13 protein-coding genes and 2 tRNA genes are annotated in these 16,272 nt (G+C 37.5%); 8 read left to right on the forward strand and 7 right to left on the reverse strand.

The features are described 5' to 3' along the window. Positions 1–19: 19 nt before the first annotated feature. On the forward strand, positions 20–703 hold the full coding sequence (clpP, locus tag H3Z82_RS06035; protein WP_182203660.1) for an ATP-dependent Clp endopeptidase proteolytic subunit ClpP: 684 nt from the start codon (positions 20–22) through the stop codon (positions 701–703). A 60-nt stretch (positions 704–763) separates the two neighbouring features. Then, positions 764–1,996 carry an ATP-dependent Clp protease ATP-binding subunit ClpX gene (clpX, locus tag H3Z82_RS06040; RefSeq protein ID WP_182203662.1) on the forward strand — a complete coding sequence of 411 codons (1,233 nt, stop codon included), beginning with the start codon at positions 764–766 and terminating at the stop codon, positions 1,994–1,996. A gap of 320 nt (positions 1,997–2,316) precedes the next feature. On the opposite strand, the gene H3Z82_RS06045 is transcribed toward clpX, so the two are convergent. After that, positions 2,317–3,831 carry a GH3 auxin-responsive promoter family protein gene (locus H3Z82_RS06045; RefSeq protein ID WP_182203665.1) on the reverse strand — a complete coding sequence of 505 codons (1,515 nt, stop codon included), beginning with the start codon at positions 3,829–3,831 and terminating at the stop codon, positions 2,317–2,319. 73 nt (positions 3,832–3,904) lie between these two features. On the opposite strand from H3Z82_RS06045, the gene H3Z82_RS06050 reads away from it, so the two are divergent. After that, positions 3,905–4,699, forward strand: a complete 795-nt coding sequence (locus H3Z82_RS06050; RefSeq protein WP_182203667.1) for a DUF2797 domain-containing protein — start codon at positions 3,905–3,907, stop codon at positions 4,697–4,699. A 210-nt stretch (positions 4,700–4,909) separates the two neighbouring features. Then, positions 4,910–5,143, forward strand: a complete 234-nt coding sequence (locus H3Z82_RS06055; RefSeq protein ID WP_182203670.1) for a DUF2101 family protein — start codon at positions 4,910–4,912, stop codon at positions 5,141–5,143. A gap of 50 nt (positions 5,144–5,193) precedes the next feature. Here the strand turns inward: H3Z82_RS06055 and rpsU are convergent, their stop codons facing one another. The 3 genes from rpsU to H3Z82_RS06070 all read right to left on the reverse strand — a co-directional run bounded on the left by rpsU (position 5,194) and on the right by H3Z82_RS06070 (position 9,143). After that, positions 5,194–5,388, reverse strand: coding sequence for a 30S ribosomal protein S21 (rpsU, locus tag H3Z82_RS06060; RefSeq protein WP_129015972.1), 195 nt, complete (start codon positions 5,386–5,388; stop codon positions 5,194–5,196). Between the two features lie 33 nt (positions 5,389–5,421). Beyond that, positions 5,422–6,285, reverse strand: coding sequence for a sigma-70 family RNA polymerase sigma factor (locus H3Z82_RS06065; protein ID WP_182203672.1), 864 nt, complete (start codon positions 6,283–6,285; stop codon positions 5,422–5,424). Positions 6,286–6,464: 179 nt separating this feature from the next. After that, entirely contained in the window at positions 6,465–9,143 is a 2,679-nt protein-coding gene (locus tag H3Z82_RS06070; RefSeq protein WP_182203675.1) for an AsmA-like C-terminal region-containing protein, read from the reverse strand. Between the two features lie 290 nt (positions 9,144–9,433). On the opposite strand from H3Z82_RS06070, the gene folK reads away from it, so the two are divergent. Next, positions 9,434–10,585: a 2-amino-4-hydroxy-6-hydroxymethyldihydropteridine diphosphokinase gene (gene folK / locus H3Z82_RS06075; RefSeq protein ID WP_182203677.1), complete on the forward strand. Its 1,152-nt coding sequence runs from the start codon at positions 9,434–9,436 to the stop codon at positions 10,583–10,585. A gap of 207 nt (positions 10,586–10,792) precedes the next feature. Here the strand turns inward: folK and H3Z82_RS06080 are convergent, their stop codons facing one another. After that, the gene (locus tag H3Z82_RS06080; protein ID WP_182203679.1) at positions 10,793–11,332 is read right to left on the reverse strand and encodes an RNA methyltransferase; all 540 of its coding nucleotides are present in this window, start codon (positions 11,330–11,332) and stop codon (positions 10,793–10,795) included. Between the two features lie 279 nt (positions 11,333–11,611). Between H3Z82_RS06080 and mutS the strand changes: the two genes are divergently transcribed. From mutS to H3Z82_RS06095, 3 genes are all read left to right on the forward strand, one after another. Continuing rightward, a complete protein-coding gene (mutS, locus tag H3Z82_RS06085; RefSeq protein WP_182203681.1) occupies positions 11,612–14,224 on the forward strand; it encodes a DNA mismatch repair protein MutS in 2,613 nt (870 codons plus the stop codon). Positions 14,225–14,335: 111 nt separating this feature from the next. After that, a tRNA-Gly gene (locus H3Z82_RS06090) sits at positions 14,336–14,408 on the forward strand. 75 nt (positions 14,409–14,483) lie between these two features. Continuing rightward, positions 14,484–14,568 (forward strand) — tRNA-Leu (locus H3Z82_RS06095). Between the two features lie 112 nt (positions 14,569–14,680). Here H3Z82_RS06095 and H3Z82_RS06100 read toward each other — a convergent pair. Further along, positions 14,681–14,920 (reverse strand): hypothetical protein, encoded by a 240-nt coding sequence (locus tag H3Z82_RS06100; RefSeq protein WP_182203683.1) that lies wholly within the window; start codon positions 14,918–14,920, stop codon positions 14,681–14,683. Between the two features lie 101 nt (positions 14,921–15,021). Next, positions 15,022–16,257, reverse strand: a complete 1,236-nt coding sequence (locus tag H3Z82_RS06105; RefSeq protein ID WP_182203686.1) for a 3-deoxy-D-manno-octulosonic acid transferase — start codon at positions 16,255–16,257, stop codon at positions 15,022–15,024. Between the last annotated feature and the right edge of the window lie 15 nt (positions 16,258–16,272).

The raw sequence follows: 16,272 nt of genomic DNA on the forward strand, positions 1-16,272 counted from the left end.
TAAGAACTAAATAATATTTATGGATTACGGAAAAGAATTTGAAAAATTCGCAATAAAAGATCAAGGTATTAGCAGTACCTACTATAATCAAATCATGAACAGTATGTATCCTGTTGGTTTGACGCCTAACATTATTGAAGAACGTCAGATGAATGCAGTTGCAATGGACGTGTTTTCGAGATTGATGATGGATCGTATCATTTTTATGGGGACGGCCATTAATGATCAAGTGGCAAATATCATTCAAGCGCAATTGTTGTTTTTGGAAAGTACAGATGCTGCCAAAGACATTCAAATATATATCAACTCTCCTGGTGGAAGTGTTTATGCCGGACTTGGTATCTATGACACCATGCAGCTTATTAAACCAGATGTGGCAACAATATGCACCGGAATGGCAGCGTCAATGGGTGCTGTTTTATTATGTGCTGGTGAAAAGGGTAAACGTAGTGGTTTAACCCATTCTCGTGTCATGATTCACCAACCATTAGGTGGTGCCCAAGGGCAGGCTAGTGATATTGAAATCACCGCCAGAGAAATTGTTACCTTAAAAGAAGAGCTCTATAAAATTATCAGTAAACACACAGGTCAGGACTATGACAAAGTGTACGAGGATAGTGATAGAGATTACTGGATGAAAGCCGAAAAAGCCAAGGAATATGGCATGATTGATGAGGTTTTATCGAGTGCGAAGAAGGAGTAGTTACCGATTCATCAATATCGATTAAAGTATAATTTGAAATTAATGAAGAATTAAAGAGTTATGGCAAAGGAAGATTTGGAATGTTCGTTTTGTGGTAGGAAAAAGCCAGAAACCAATTTATTGATCGCAGGGTTGGATGCACATATATGTGATAAGTGTATTGAGCAAGCCCATGGGATTGTTTTGGAAGAATCAAAACAAAGTAGTAATACGGAATTGTCGTCAGAATTGATGCTTAAAAAACCTAAGCAAATCAAAGAATTTCTTGACGAATACATTATCGGTCAAGAATATTCCAAGAAAGTGATGTCTGTGGCCGTTTATAACCATTACAAACGGTTGTTACAACCGGCAAGTAAAGATGATATTGACATTCAGAAGAGTAATGTCATCATGGTAGGACAAACCGGAACCGGAAAAACCTTAATGGCAAAAACCATTGCAAAAATGCTCAATGTACCATTGGCCATTGTCGATGCAACTGTTTTGACAGAAGCAGGGTACGTTGGTGAAGATGTGGAAGGTATTTTAACACGCTTATTGCAAGTTGCCGATTACAATCTTGAAAAGGCAGAAAAGGGGATTGTGTTTATTGATGAAATCGATAAGATTGCCCGTAAAAGTGACAACCCATCCATTACGAGGGATGTATCTGGAGAAGGCGTGCAGCAAGCTTTACTGAAATTATTGGAAGGTACTACCGTAAACGTTCCGCCGAAAGGAGGGCGTAAGCATCCTGATCAAAAATTCATAGAAGTCAATACAGAACATATTCTATTTATTGCTGGTGGTGCTTTTGACGGCATTGAACGTATGATATCAAAACGCCTCAATATGGCCGCTATAGGTTATAAGGCCGCATCGCAGGATGACATATTGGATACTGACAATTTGTTGCAATATATCATACCAAAGGACTTGAAGGATTTTGGTCTAATTCCGGAAATCATCGGTCGTTTACCGGTTTTAAGCTATATGGATCCATTGGATGCTAAAACTTTGAAGGCCATTTTAACCCAGCCAAAAAATGCCATTATCAAACAGTATGAGAAATTGTTTGAGATGGATGACATTAAGTTCACCATTACGGACGGTGCCTTGGATTATATTGTCACCAAGGCTATTGAATACAAATTGGGGGCAAGAGGACTGAGGTCTCTGTGTGAAGAGATTTTAACGGATGCCATGTTTGAACTGCCAAGCAGTAAAGAGAAAAAACTGCATGTCACTAAAGAATATGCCGAAGAAAAATTGGATAAATCCACTTTAAACCGATTAAAAGCGGTCTCTTAAAAATAATTATATATTAAAAAAACCACTCTTTACAGGGTGGTTTTTTTTTTTTGGATTTAAAATTAATATTGCAGGAACAATGCTTTGAATAGATGATCAATAAAAATCTATTTTTTAATGGTTTTAAAATCCAGCATCCAAACCAATTGTTTTTGAAGGATTAATTGGTTAAACTACATTTTAATGTGTTTTATGGTTTGCTGTACCGTAAATATAGAAGCATAATTGTAAGATAAAAATTACAGGAACGGTTTTTAGACCAACCTTATGTTATTCTCGATATAAAAATTAGAAATGTTATTTTTTGCGTTAAACTACAACTACGCGTTCAACGTGAGTAGGGCATCCATATAATGACGGGTGTTTGAAAGCCTTGGTACTTTATGTTGGCCACCTAATTTATCTTGTTGTTTCAGCCAATCATAGAATAACTGCTGTCTTGCGATGTTTATTTTAGGACTATTGAGTGTAATGTTATTGTATCGCTTTGCTTCATAATCGGAATTCAATGATTTCAGAGTATTGTCTAATAGCTCATTAAAGTAATTGATGTCCTGTGGGGGTGTTTTGAATTCAATGAGCCACTCATGCGCGCCTTTGTCCTTGCCGCTCATAAAAATAGGAGCGGCCGTATAATCAACAATCTGCGATTTCGTTTTCTGACACACTTGCTTTAAGGCATCTTCAGCATTCTCAATAATCAGTTCTTCGCCAAATACGTTGATATGATGTTTTGTCCGTCCGCTTACTTTTATGCGATAGGGCTTCAATGATGTAAACCGGATGGTATCACCAATCATATAGCGCCAAAGTCCGGCATTGGTAGTAATCACCACAGCGTAATTTTTATTGGTCTCAACTTCTGCTAATGGAATGATGCGCTGCTGAGGTGTGCCGTAGGCGTCCATGGGGATGAATTCGTAAAAGATGCCGTAATCCAACATAAGTAGCAGTTCACTTGAACTGTTTTGATCTTGGATAGCGAAAAAGCCTTCCGACGCGTTATAAATTTCGTAATACCGGAAATCCTTTCGTGGTAAAATAGCTTTGTACTGATCTATATAAGGTAGAAAGCTTACTCCACCATGAAAATAAACTTCCAAATTTGGCCAAATTTCAAAGATACTCTCCTTGTTGGTAGTTTCCAGAACATTGTTCAATAGTACCAACATCCAAGAAGGAACTCCCGCGAGGCTGGTCACATTTTCGTTGATGGTTTCATTTACTATGGCTTGCATTTTATGTTCCCAATCGTCCATCAACGATACTTTACTGCTGGGTGTACTACTATATTCGGCCCAAAATGGCATATTATCAATTAAAATTGCAGATAAATCACCAAAGACAGTCCCATTTTCTTTATACAACTCTTTACTGCCACCAAGCCTTAAACTCTTTCCAGTAAATAATTGGGCGTTTTCATTGTTATTGAGGTACATGCACAATAAATCCTTGCTGGCGGCATAATGGCATTCTTCTAAAGATTCCGTACTTACCGGAATAAACTTGCTCTTTGCATTGGTAGTACCACTTGATTTGGCAAACCATTTTATGGGTGACGGCCAGAAAATATTGTTTTCTCCCCTTCGAGCCCTTTCAATATCCGCTTGGTTTTCTTCGTAAGTGGTGATGGGGACCCTTTCCGAGAACGTCTTGTAATTTGTAATGCTCGCAAAATCATAGCGTCTACCAATTTCAGTGTCTTTTGCCGTAAAGAGCAGATCTTGTAGTAGTTCATTCTGTACTTCATTAGGGTACTTTAAGAACAATTCAATTTGATGGAATCGTTTTTTTAAGAACCATGAAGCAATTGAATTAACTAAAGGGATTGGCATATTTATAGTATCTTTAAAGACTAAAAATAACACTTTTTTTAAATTAATTCTTCTAAATAAAAATTTTAAATAAATGACGTACCAAGGGGTTTTGACCAAAATGGAAACTGAGTTTTCCAATCCTATTCAATACTATCTTGTTTTTGAAAATGACTTCATCAATATGAACCAGTTATTGGATAAAGCAATCATGATTCAATTTGTTGGATACCAATGTCTCAACTGTACACTTGATAGACCAATATACCGACAAGGGTTTTGTAAAAGTTGTTTTTTTGATATTCCGCAAGCCGCAGATTGGATTATGAAACCAGAGTTGAGTACGGCACATTTAGATATAGAGGACCGCGATTTGGCTTATGAAAAGCAGGTGCAATTAAAACCTCATATAGTATATTTGGCAAATTCTAGTAATGTCAAGGTAGGTGTGACTAGAAAGTCTCAGGTACCCACACGCTGGATTGATCAAGGTGCACATGAAGCTATTGAAATTGTTGAAGTGCCCAATCGGTACCTTGCGGGAATTACAGAAGTGGCCTTAAAAGATCATGTGGCTGATAAGACAAATTGGCGTACCATGTTAAAGAACGAGATTGTTGATGAGGATCTGGTTGAGTGGCGAGATAGATTAAAACAATATATTCCTACAGAAGCGTTAGCGTATTATATTGCCAATAATAAAGAAACCAATATAGAATTTCCAGTTAGCCAATATCCTGAGAAGCCAAAAAGCCTAAATTTAGATAAAACCCCAAACTATCAAGGTGTTCTAAAAGGGATTAAGGGCCAATACCTCATTTATGAAGATCAAACGGTATTTAATATTCGAAGTAATGAAGGTTACGTTGTAGCGCTCTCCATAGCTTGATGTTAAGTATTAACATTAATTTAGAACTGAAAACTTTTGAAAGGGAGCTGGAATTTGTAAATTAAGGATGTGAAAGTCAATGCATAGGGTTGCATACAGGCTCGGTAGTTTTTTGTATGGTCATTGAGATTTATGGTGTTTATTTTGGTGCCTAAAATCTTGCGATAGTATGTTACGACTTTCTCTATACGAACCTTAAATATAGAAATCATGAAAATTCCGGTAATGTTCTACGTCGTGGTAACCACCTTGTTATTGGTGACCTTAACCATCATGGTAGCTATGGATATGCCTTTTAATTGGGTGTTCTATCTTACGTGTTTGGGGCAGGTACTTGTGGTTGTAATGGTTTATAAAGTGCTACGAGATAATTACGCTACCGATAAAACTTTCGAAGATTTTTACGAAGACCATCCTATCGGAAAACAAAAAATCACGTCATAATCATATAACGTGATTTTTAATGTCATTCTAATTTAATGTCATTTTAAAAACTACATGTTTTCTTGATCTCTTAAATTTTGAATATAAGCTGCCTTTTGCATTTGCCTTCTTTTTCTAACAGATGGTTTGGTGAAATACTGATTTTCTCTCAGAGTTTGCATGACTTTCACATTTCTGTGTTTACGCTTATAACGCTTAATGGCGCGTTCGATGTTTTCACCTTCTTTAATTTCGATTCTTAACATATATAGTTTTTATAGTGTATGGTGTATTTAAGACTATCCTAAATACGTTTTTAATATTTTACTTTTTGACGTGTGCTTTAATCGTTTAATACCTTTTTCACGTATTTGACGGACACGTTCTCTGGTTAAATCAAAAGTCTTGCCAATTTCGTCCAATGTCATCGGCGGCTGATTGCTCAATCCGAAATTCAGTCGGATCACATCACTTTCTCTTTGTGATAACGTGTTGAGCGCTCTGTCAATTTCCAAACTTAACGACTCAGTCATTAAAAGTCGGTCCGGTCTTGGAGAATCATTGGAGGAAACCACATCATATAAACTTGAGGTTTCTCCTTCTCTTAAAGGCGCATCCATTGAGACATGACGTCCAGAAATTTTCATGGACTGCTTCACATCCTTAATGGTCAAATCCAACTCCTTGGCAATTTCTGCAGCACTTGGCGGACGTTCGTGCGCTTGCTCCAAAAACGAATAGGCCTTATTGATCTTATTGATCGAACCAATTTTGTTCAAAGGTAATCTAACTATTCGAGATTGTTCTGCTAAAGCTTGAAGAATTGCTTGTCTAATCCACCAAACAGCATAAGAAATAAATTTAAAACCTCTAGTTTCGTCAAAACGTTTTGCAGCTTTAACCAATCCGGCGTTACCTTCGTTAATCAAATCGGGTAAGGTTAAACCTTGATTTTGATATTGTTTGGCCACAGATACAACAAATCGGAGGTTAGCGGTTGTCAGCTTATCCAAAGCTTCTTGATCTCCCTCTCTAATACGTTGCGCCAATTCCACTTCTTCATCTGCTGTAATCAAGGGCAGTTTACTAATATCCTGAAGATATTTATCAAGGGATTTGGATTCTCTGTTTGTAACCTGCTTTGTAATTTTTAATTGCCTCATGTAGTCTCTTTTGTTTTAATGAACGTTAACCCTACAGTATAACTATTTAAACGACAAAAGCAAACATACTCACAATACTTTAACATAATTGGATAATTTTTTTTAAATTAGAGGCTGTTTTTGCCCAAAATCCAATAAATTCTCCAATTTCTGATATCACAAGCGTGATTCCAATTTCTTTAATTGACCGAGTCTTTTTTCTTGTTTCGGGATTTGAAAAGATCCTTTAGTGTGTTTTTTATGGTCTCCTTATTATTCTCAGCGCTATCTTTTTTTGTAGTTGGGCTAGGTGTACTGATTGGTGGCGTTGAAGATTCAGTAGAATCTATGGCCGTAGTGTTTTCATCGGAGGTCTGATTTGCATTACCTCCTATAACCCCACCTAAAAGATCTTTTATTTTATCCTTACCCTTGCCAATTAATTTTTGCTTTTCAATCTCAACCAGTTGTTTGGTTAAATTGGTCACGCCACTGGTTAAGTCTGTGGACACCTTTGGGTTGGTAAACGACCCAGAAATGTTGGCAGTAACCGGAATGGTAATGTTGTTGACCTCATTGTCGTTTATTTTTCCAATAAGACGATTGATCTCACTTCCTAAGTATTTTGCAGGGACATTAAAAACAGCGTCATAAGCCATTGTTTTGTCAAAGCCATGAGCTCCAGAAACGGTGATGCCAATATCATGATAGGCTAAATCAAAGGGTTTGATGTTTACCTTGCCGTTATCAAATTCCAAATTGACTTTTAAATCATTCATATCCAATTTGCTGAAATCAATAAAACTTAAGGCACCTTCAAGTTTTGATAACAACGGACTTGAATTTTCATTAATATCTGTGGTCAACAGTTCTGAAATGGCGCTTCCTGAAATGGTACTTAAATTTGGAGAAAACTCGTTGTCCAAAGTTCCAGATATTTTAATACTACTGTTTAACTTGCCTTGAAGCACTTTGGCTATTGGTGCTAAATTTTGTAGCAACTCTAAATCATTGAAAGACTTTGAAATGTCAAAACTATTGGCGTCCAAATTTAAATTAAACGATGGTGTGTCTGCTTTGGTACTGACATTTCCCGAGAGTGATAAGATGCCGTCAAAAATAGTTGAACTCAGATTATCAATGGTGGCCTGTTGATCTTTTATGGTTAAAACACCCTTCACGTTCTTTAAGTTGAGGTTGTCATAGATAACGGTGTTGGCATTTGCTGTGACAGTGCATTCTAAAAATTTTGGAATTTTCAAGGCTTCCGTTGTAACAGCTTCTTTTTTAGAAGTCGCAGCAGCGGTGGTTTCAGTTTCCTCACTCATAAAATCGTTCAAGGCCAGCGTATTGGAGTTCAGTTTGAAATTGCCCTTTAAATTGACTTTCTTGCTCAGCATAAACCCGATTAAATTATTGATTGTTCCGGTGGCCGAAAAATCACTTCGTCCCGTTTTTGCATTAAAGCTGTTTAAGCTAACTGTAGACGGATTGAAAGTCATTTCTGCCTTCGAAATATGTAGCGGTTGGTTCATAGCATCTGAAGTAAATACCAAGTCGCTGATTGATGCGTTTCCAGAAGCCTTAATTTTATCATAGGCACTTGTTTCAACAGCATTCATATCAAAAGCAGTATTCAATTTGGCTTTGAGGATTCCGCTAAGTTCGTTTTCAAGTTCAATAGGATAGGCCTTGGTGAGGTTTGCCAAGTTCAAGGTGCCATCCACATCGGCGGTAACCTGCATATTGCCGGTAAGATTTTTAATCAAGGCTGACGATTTGAAGACATCACTATCAATTTTAAAATTTAGGGTATTGATGGCAACATAGGTATCGTCGGCGTTTCCAGAATCATTTTTGATTTCCGTATCAATTATAATATTTTCAACGCGTTTAGGCAAGTCAGGATATTTGAATGACGCATTGTCAGACTTGATGCTGATATCCAAGGTAGGGATGGTGGTTTCTGTAACCTTCCCTTTAATGACGCCATTGATCTTGAAATTTCCAGTCGTTTCAACATTGTCTAAGTTCTTAGAATAAGTTTCAGGAATCACGGCTAAAAAATCCTTAAATGATGAACCCGTATTCGTGAACGAAAGGTCAATGTTCTGGCCGTCTTCTATAAGTTGAACAAATCCGTTAAATTGGATTGGTAATTGATTGATGAGCGCTTTATTTTCTTTAAAGGTATATTTTTGAGCATTCAAATCCATGTCGATAAGGGCATCCAACTTAACGTGGTTATTGTTCAAATAATTGATGCTGTCCATTGTTAAGCTCACCTTTGCTTCAGATTTTGTATCCAATTCAGAGACGTCGCCAGAGAATGTGCCTTTTCCAGTATGATTCAATTGAGTGACATAAAATTGCATGTCGGCTGGTACATCAATATAGGTTAATGCACTATTGTTAATGCTATATTTCTCAATATCAAAAGAAAAATTAGATGAGGTCGTGTCTTGTGGCGTATCACTTTCTTTTACAATATCATAATTTACATTGCCAAAAGCATCTGTTTTAAGGGTCAGGAGGGCTTCGTTGACATTGATGGAATTTACAACAATGGCCTCATCGGCTGATTTGAATAATTCCTTTATTGACATGGTGAAATTTATGTTTTTAGCGGTCACAAAGGTTTCATCCTTAAAAGGTTCAAAATTAGTGATGACCAAATCATTGACCTCGACGTGAGCTTGCGGAAAACTTCTGAACAAACTTAAGTTTACATCGTTAAACTCCACATTGGCATTGAGGTTTTGATTAATCGATTTTTTGACCATATCCTTTATTTGTGATTGGAACACAAAAGGCAAGGCAATCAACAGAATAATGATGACTAATAGGGTAATGCCGGTGATTTTTAGAAATTTCTTCATTAAAAAATTTAGTTTTTACTCTCACAAAATGAAAGACAATAGTTTAGTATGTATATATACGCAAAGTTTACTGCAAAAGTCGAGCAAATGTTAAAGTTTAATAAAACTTTAGCAGTTTTTCAAGGCCGTTTATTTCTTAGGTCACTTATGATGAAAATGTTATTTAAAAATAAGGAAATACCTACAGGTAAAAATACTTAATCATGAATGACATTGTGATGTTTTAAATTATTTTTTTCAACAAAAATAGCACACAAAATGATTTTGTTTTCTTTATTTTGGCATCAATTATGAATCAACCGCATAAAGTTTATATCGCACTTGGCAGCAATAAAGGCGACAGATTAAAACATCTGCAAGATGCTGTTGATCTAATATTTGAACGCATTGGCAAAATTAATATAATCTCAAGAGTTTATAACACGCCCGCGTTGGGCTTTAAGGAAGCAGCTCCTGCTGATTACTTTTACAATGCCTGTGTTTTTGTGGACACCCATTTTTCTGCCGAAGACGTGATGCTTAAGCTTTTAGCCATTGAAACGTTACTTGGGCGGACGCGCCAACTGAGTGGTGTTTATGAGTCCAGAGCAATTGATTTGGACGTCCTGTTTTATGATGACCAAATCATAACATCGGAAATAATTACCACCCCGCATCCTCAAATGCACAAACGCCGATTTGTTTTACAGCCTTTATATGACATTGCTCCAAAATTGATGCATCCTAAAACTGAACTATCAGTTGCTGAGCTATTGGAAGTGTGTGAAGACGATAGTGTTATTGAGCCCATTAATATATGGTTGAAAAACCCGATGAAGCAATACGGCTTTGGAGACTTTAATTATATTGCCATAGAAGGGAATATTGGCGCGGGTAAAACGAGCTTAGCACATGAGATTGCGAATGATTTTAATGGGAAGTTGATATTGGAGCGCTTTGCCGACAATCCGTTTTTACCGAAATTCTATAAAGCGCCACAGCGCTACGCATTTACTTTGGAAATGTCCTTTTTGGCCGATAGGTATCAACAAATCAGCGATGATTTATCGCAATTGGATCTTTTCAAGGATTTTATGGTGAGCGATTATGATATTTATAAATCGCTTATTTTTTCAAAGATTACCTTGCCTGAAGACGAGTTTAGGCTTTACAGAAAGCTATTTTATTTGATGTATAAGGACATTGCCAAACCTGATTTATATGTCTATTTGTATCAAAATACGACACGTTTGCAAGAAAACATCAAAAAGCGTGGTCGCGATTACGAACAAAACATTCAAAACGACTATCTCGAAAAGATCAATACGGGTTACTTGGAGTTTTTGAAAAATCAGACTGAACTCAACGTTAAGATCATTGATATTTCAGATCGAGATTTTGTAGAAAACAGAGCAGATTATTTGTGGATTTTGGATGAAATTTGCAGAAAGGCGGAAGTTTAAAGTGGGAAGCTTGACTTTAGTAAGACCCAAAGTGGCCATTTCAGTTCCTCTTAGAAGTTGATAAACTTATACTTGCCACCTCCGTACCTGTGTTAGAAATGGAATGTAGATAACGCTGATTTTGGAGTTATTCACTGGTTATAAATTTTCTTTTTGGCGTTTGGTGCTTTTTTTTATTGAACTTTATCTTTTGCGCTTCTTCAACCATTATACATTTATAGTCCTCATCTTACTAAACACGTCCCATACCACCAGGCCGCAGCTCACTGAAATATTTAACGAATGTTTAGTTCCAAATTGCGGAATCTCCAAAATCAAATCGCTGGCACTCACCACGCTCTGAGATACGCCTTTTACTTCATTGCCAAATACCAAAGCGTATGTAGTTTGAGGTTGCGGTGTAAAATTATTTAACATGACCGTCTTTTCGGCTTGTTCGATGGAAACAACAACAACACCATCCAATTTGAGTTTCTGGATTAAATCGAGTGTGTTTTCGGCATATTCCCAAGCTACAGTTTCAGTACTTCCCAAGGCTGTTTTATGGATGTCCTTGTGGGGCGGGGTTGCCGTAATCCCGCACAAGTAGATTTTTTCAACCAAAAAAGCATCCGAGGTTCTAAATACTGATCCGATATTATTTAAACTTCTGATATTGTCCAGAACAATGATAATCGGTGATTTTTCTGTCTTTTTAAATTCGTCAACACTCAATCGGTCAAGCTCGCTATTTTTTAGTTTTCTCATTTAAAATACTTTTATCATTTCTCCAATCCCAATAATTATCGGGAGGAAATCTCTCAAATATCACCACAAATATTATATAAATTCAATAAAACCCTCAGTACAACACCGCGAAAACTTGGCGAATCTCTGTGGCATAACTACTCAAGAACTCATGGCTTATTAGCCCGTTTATTAATTGTAAATAACTTCTGCGCCCTCTATTTTCCAAACCCTCAAATAATAAGTATCTTGGCAGTCCTGATATTCAGGTCAAAAATACCACTAAAAAACACAAATCCCTTGGCAAAAAAAGTAAAAAAAGAAACGCCTTTAATGAAACAATACAATGCTATCAAAGCAAAGTATCCTGATGCCTTATTGCTTTTTAGGGTGGGCGATTTTTACGAAACCTTTGGAGAGGATGCGGTAAAAGCCTCCAAAATATTGGATATTATTTTGACCAAACGTGGTGCTGGAAGTACCAGTGAAACGGAGCTGGCTGGGTTTCCACATCATTCCATAAATACCTATTTGCCAAAATTGGTCAAGGCCGGGTGTCGTGTTGCGATATGCGATCAACTGGAAGATCCTAAGCAAACAAAAAAAATTGTCAAGCGTGGAGTAACGGAATTGGTAACTCCGGGCGTGGCCTTGAACGATGATATTTTAAATTCAAAATCCAATAACTTCTTGGCTGCGGTCTGCTTTGGTAAGAACTTAATTGGGGTGTCTTTTCTCGATGTATCCACGGGTGAGTTCCTAATATCGCAAGGGAATGCTGAGTATGTAGATAAATTGCTTCAAAACTTCAACCCGAGTGAAATTTTAGTGTCCAAACCAAAGCGTAATGCATTTAAAGAAGCTTTTGGTCCGGAATATCATACGTTCTATATGGAAGATTGGGTGTTTCAGGATGATTATGCCACGGAAACTTTGCTCAAACATTTTCAAACAAAATCTTTAAAAGGATTTGGGATTGAAGAACTATATGAAGGCATCGTGGCTTCTGGCGCTGTATTACATTATTTGAGTGAAACCCAACATCACAGATTGCAGCACATCACTTCTATTCATCGCATTACTAAGAACGACCATGTTTGGATGGATCGATTTACAATTAGAAACCTAGAGCTTTATCAATCATACAATCAAAACGCAGTAACCTTAATTGATGTAATTGACCGCAGCATTTCACCCATGGGAGGACGTTTATTGAAGCGTTGGCTGGCATTACCGCTCATTGACATGGAAAAAATCAATCAGCGTCATGAAGTGGTTCAGTATCTTTTGGACGATGCTGTGCTTCTGAAAAAAATACAGAATCAAATAAAATCCATCAATGATATTGAACGACTGATTTCAAAAGTGGCAACGGTTAAAATCTCGCCAAGAGAAGTCGTCCAATTGAAAAATGCATTGGAGGCTATTGTGCCAATAAAAGCACTTACGCAGAAAACAGATAATAAAGCCTTGCAGCATATTGGTGATGGTTTGGAACTGTGCGAAGAGCTGCGCCAACGTATCAAAGCGACATTAAATGAAGAGGCTCCGGTAAATATTTTAAAGGGCAATACTATTGCATCAGATTTCTCTCCAGAATTAAAGGAGCTGAGGTCTTTGTCCACTTCTGGCAAAGATTATTTAGATGCCATGTTGCAACGCGAAAGTGAAGTCACCGGGATTACCTCCCTCAAAATAGCGTCCAACAATGTCTATGGGTATTATATAGAAGTGCGCCACAGCCATCGCGATAAAGTGCCTGAGCATTGGATCAGGAAGCAGACCCTGGTGAATGCAGAACGGTATATCACCGAAGAACTAAAGGAATACGAGACAAAAATCCTTGGAGCGGAGGAGCGGATTCTGGCCATTGAGCAGCAATTGTTTTCAGAATTGGTCTTATGGATTGAGCAGTTTATAAAACCTGTTCAGAAAAATTCGGCCTTGATTGCGCAATTAGATTGTTTATGCGGGTTTGCCCAATTGGCTTTTGAAAATAAATACACCCGTCCAGAAATCAACGACTCTTTTGCTTTGGATATCAAAAATGGAAGACACCCCGTGATTGAAAAACAATTGCCACACGGTGAACCTTATATTGTCAACGATGTTTATTTAGACAGAGATAAACAGCAAATCATCATGATTACTGGGCCTAATATGTCTGGTAAATCGGCTATTTTGCGTCAAACAGCGTTAATTGTTTTATTGGCGCAAATGGGAAGTTTTGTACCAGCAGAACATGCCAAGATTGGATTGACCGATAAAATATTTACAAGGGTCGGCGCAAGTGATAATATTTCGATGGGCGAGTCCACTTTTATGGTAGAGATGAATGAAACCGCATCCATTCTAAACAATATCTCTGAACGAAGTCTGGTTTTGTTGGATGAGATCGGTCGTGGTACAAGTACGTATGATGGTATTTCCATTGCCTGGGCCATTAGTGAGTATTTGCACGAACATCCGAGTAGGGCCAAAACTCTATTTGCCACGCATTACCACGAATTGAATGAAATGACCGAAACCTTTGCACGCATCAAAAACTTCAACGTATCTGTTAAAGAATTAAAAAACAATGTGCTTTTCTTGAGAAAGCTGGTGGAAGGTGGCAGTCAACATAGTTTTGGTATCCATGTGGCTAAAATGGCAGGAATGCCGCAGCAAGTCATTCATCGCGCAAATAAGATTCTAAAGCAATTGGAAAAGTCGCACAGTAGTGAAGAGTTGACCGATAAAGTAAGAACCCTTGAAAACGATATGCAATTGAGCTTTTTTAATTTGGATGATCCTTTATTGGAGCAAATTAAGGAGGAGATTGTGACGATAGACATTGATGTTTTGACGCCAGTGGAGGCGCTTATGAAGTTGAATGAAATTAAGCGTATGTTGTTGAAAAAGAAACATGCATAAAAAAAACGTCTTTTTTTGCTCAAAAGGCTTTGCAATTCTAAGAAATGTATTAAATTTGCCCTCGCAATCCGATAGACGTCGGATAAGGTTCTTTAATTTAATTGCAATAACGCGAAAATAGCTCAGTTGGTAGAGCGCCACCTTGCCAAGGTGGAGGTCGCGGGTTCGAATCCCGTTTTTCGCTCAGTACCGAAAAGCAAAAGTATGGATTCCGCTGCTGCGGAACATTGGTTTTAAACAATGAGTACTTTGTGCACCTGCTCAAGTGGTGGAATCGGTAGACACGCCGGACTTAAAATCCTGTGTCCATTATGGACGTGCGGGTTCAAGTCCCGCCTTGAGTACTAAGCCCTGATAATCAAAAGATTGTCAGGGTTTTTTGTTTTCGTGTAGGAATTAAAAAAGACCCACCAAAGTGATGAGTCTTAATGGATCTATCCCAACAATACTGTGTTCTTAGTTATCGTCACCAACAACTTCTTTGGCAGCGCTGTCCACAGCTTTTCCTGCTTCTTTAACTTCCTTGGCAGCATTGTCAATAGCTTTTCCGGCTTTTTCTAAGGCACCTTCGGTTTTGTCAGTTTCCTTTTCTATAATAATCACTGAATCATCTGATTTTTTATCTGTATCTCTACATGATGTCAATGAGAAACCCATGGCAAATACCAAGGCGGAACTTAATAGTAATTTTTTCATCATAAATAGTTTAGTGTTTTTAGCAACTCGAATTTAAGTAACTTATGGCTGATCTCAACAAAATTGGGAGCACTTTTTAGATATTAACCGATGTTGATAGCTTATTTACGGATATAGTTCATTATTTGGACCACGGCACCTTTGTTTTTATTAATAAAGCTACTGTTCAAATTGCCAATTGTCTTTCTTTCTTTAGGATTGTCAAGTAATCGATCAAGTGAATCTTGAAGTTCTTGCTTGTCCGATATAGACTTGACACCGCCATGTGCTATCATTTGAAAGGCTTCGGGGAATTTCTTATAATTTTTTCCTATGATTATTGGCAGGCCAAATACCGCAGGTTCTAATATATTATGAAGCCCGGTATTTCCCATGGCCCCACCTACATAGGCAATGTCGGCATAACTGTAAACCTTGCTTAAAAGACCTATGGTATCGACAATAAATATTTGAAATTCCGAAAGGTCTTTATTATCTTTTTCTGAGAACAGGACGGTTTTTTTATTGAGCTTATTGGTGAGATGAACAATCTGATTACTTTTGATATTATGGGGTGCGATGATAAATTTGACACTATCTGATGTCATTGAATTAATATAGGGTATAAGCAACGCTTCATCTTCAGGCCAAGAGCTTCCTGCTACAATACATAACTTACCATCTACAAAATCTTCTATAAAAGAGAGTTTGTTGTCTTGCAAAAGTTGATCGGAAACACGATCGTAACGAGTATCACCTGCCACGGTGACATTATCAAAATGAGAAGTGTTTAATAGCAACTTAGAGTTTTCATCTTGCACAAAAATATGCTCAAACGTTCTTAATGCATCTTGCATCATACCACCATAAAACTGGAAGTAGGTTTGATCCTTTCGGAAGACGGCAGAAATCAGAATGGCTCTTAAACCGCGCCTCTTTAATTCGTTGAGATAATTTGGCCAAATCTCATATTTCACAAAGATGGTCAGTTCAGGATTGACAAGTTTTATAAAGCGTTTTGCATTGCTTTTTGTATCCATCGGAAGATAAACCACAACATCTGCTATTTCAGTGTTCTTCCTTATTTCATAACCTGAAGGGGAGAAAAATGTCAACACAATTTTGTGCTGGGGATGTTCCGCCCTTAGTTGTTTGAAAATTGGAAGTCCTTGTTCATATTCGCCAAGTGAAGCACAATGGAACCAAAAGGTAAGATGATTATTGGCTATTTGTTCTTCTAAGATTTTGAAAGTTTGTGAACGCCCCTCCACGCCCAATTTGATTTTTTTATTGAAAAGAGCAAGAGTGTTAAGAATAAACCCAGCGGCATAGATTGCTATGTTGTAAAGTTGTTTCAAGAGGAATGATTTGCG

This window comes from Gelidibacter maritimus (assembly GCF_014062315.1).
GTDB lineage: Bacteria > Bacteroidota > Bacteroidia > Flavobacteriales > Flavobacteriaceae > Gelidibacter > Gelidibacter maritimus.

Coding starts and splice junctions, on each gene's coding strand:
- H3Z82_RS06050 (WP_182203667.1), top strand. CDS start 3,905: ATGACGTACCAAGGGGTTTTGACCAAAATGGAAACTGAGTTTTCCAAT.
- H3Z82_RS06045 (WP_182203665.1), bottom strand. CDS start 3,831: ATGCCAATCCCTTTAGTTAATTCAATTGCTTCATGGTTCTTAAAAAAA.
- H3Z82_RS06065 (WP_182203672.1), bottom strand. CDS start 6,285: ATGAGGCAATTAAAAATTACAAAGCAGGTTACAAACAGAGAATCCAAA.
- clpP (WP_182203660.1), top strand. CDS start 20: ATGGATTACGGAAAAGAATTTGAAAAATTCGCAATAAAAGATCAAGGT.
- H3Z82_RS06070 (WP_182203675.1), bottom strand. CDS start 9,143: ATGAAGAAATTTCTAAAAATCACCGGCATTACCCTATTAGTCATCATT.
- H3Z82_RS06080 (WP_182203679.1), bottom strand. CDS start 11,332: ATGAGAAAACTAAAAAATAGCGAGCTTGACCGATTGAGTGTTGACGAA.
- H3Z82_RS06100 (WP_182203683.1), bottom strand. CDS start 14,920: ATGAAAAAATTACTATTAAGTTCCGCCTTGGTATTTGCCATGGGTTTC.
- folK (WP_182203677.1), top strand. CDS start 9,434: ATGAATCAACCGCATAAAGTTTATATCGCACTTGGCAGCAATAAAGGC.
- clpX (WP_182203662.1), top strand. CDS start 764: ATGGCAAAGGAAGATTTGGAATGTTCGTTTTGTGGTAGGAAAAAGCCA.
- H3Z82_RS06055 (WP_182203670.1), top strand. CDS start 4,910: ATGAAAATTCCGGTAATGTTCTACGTCGTGGTAACCACCTTGTTATTG.
- rpsU (WP_129015972.1), bottom strand. CDS start 5,388: ATGTTAAGAATCGAAATTAAAGAAGGTGAAAACATCGAACGCGCCATT.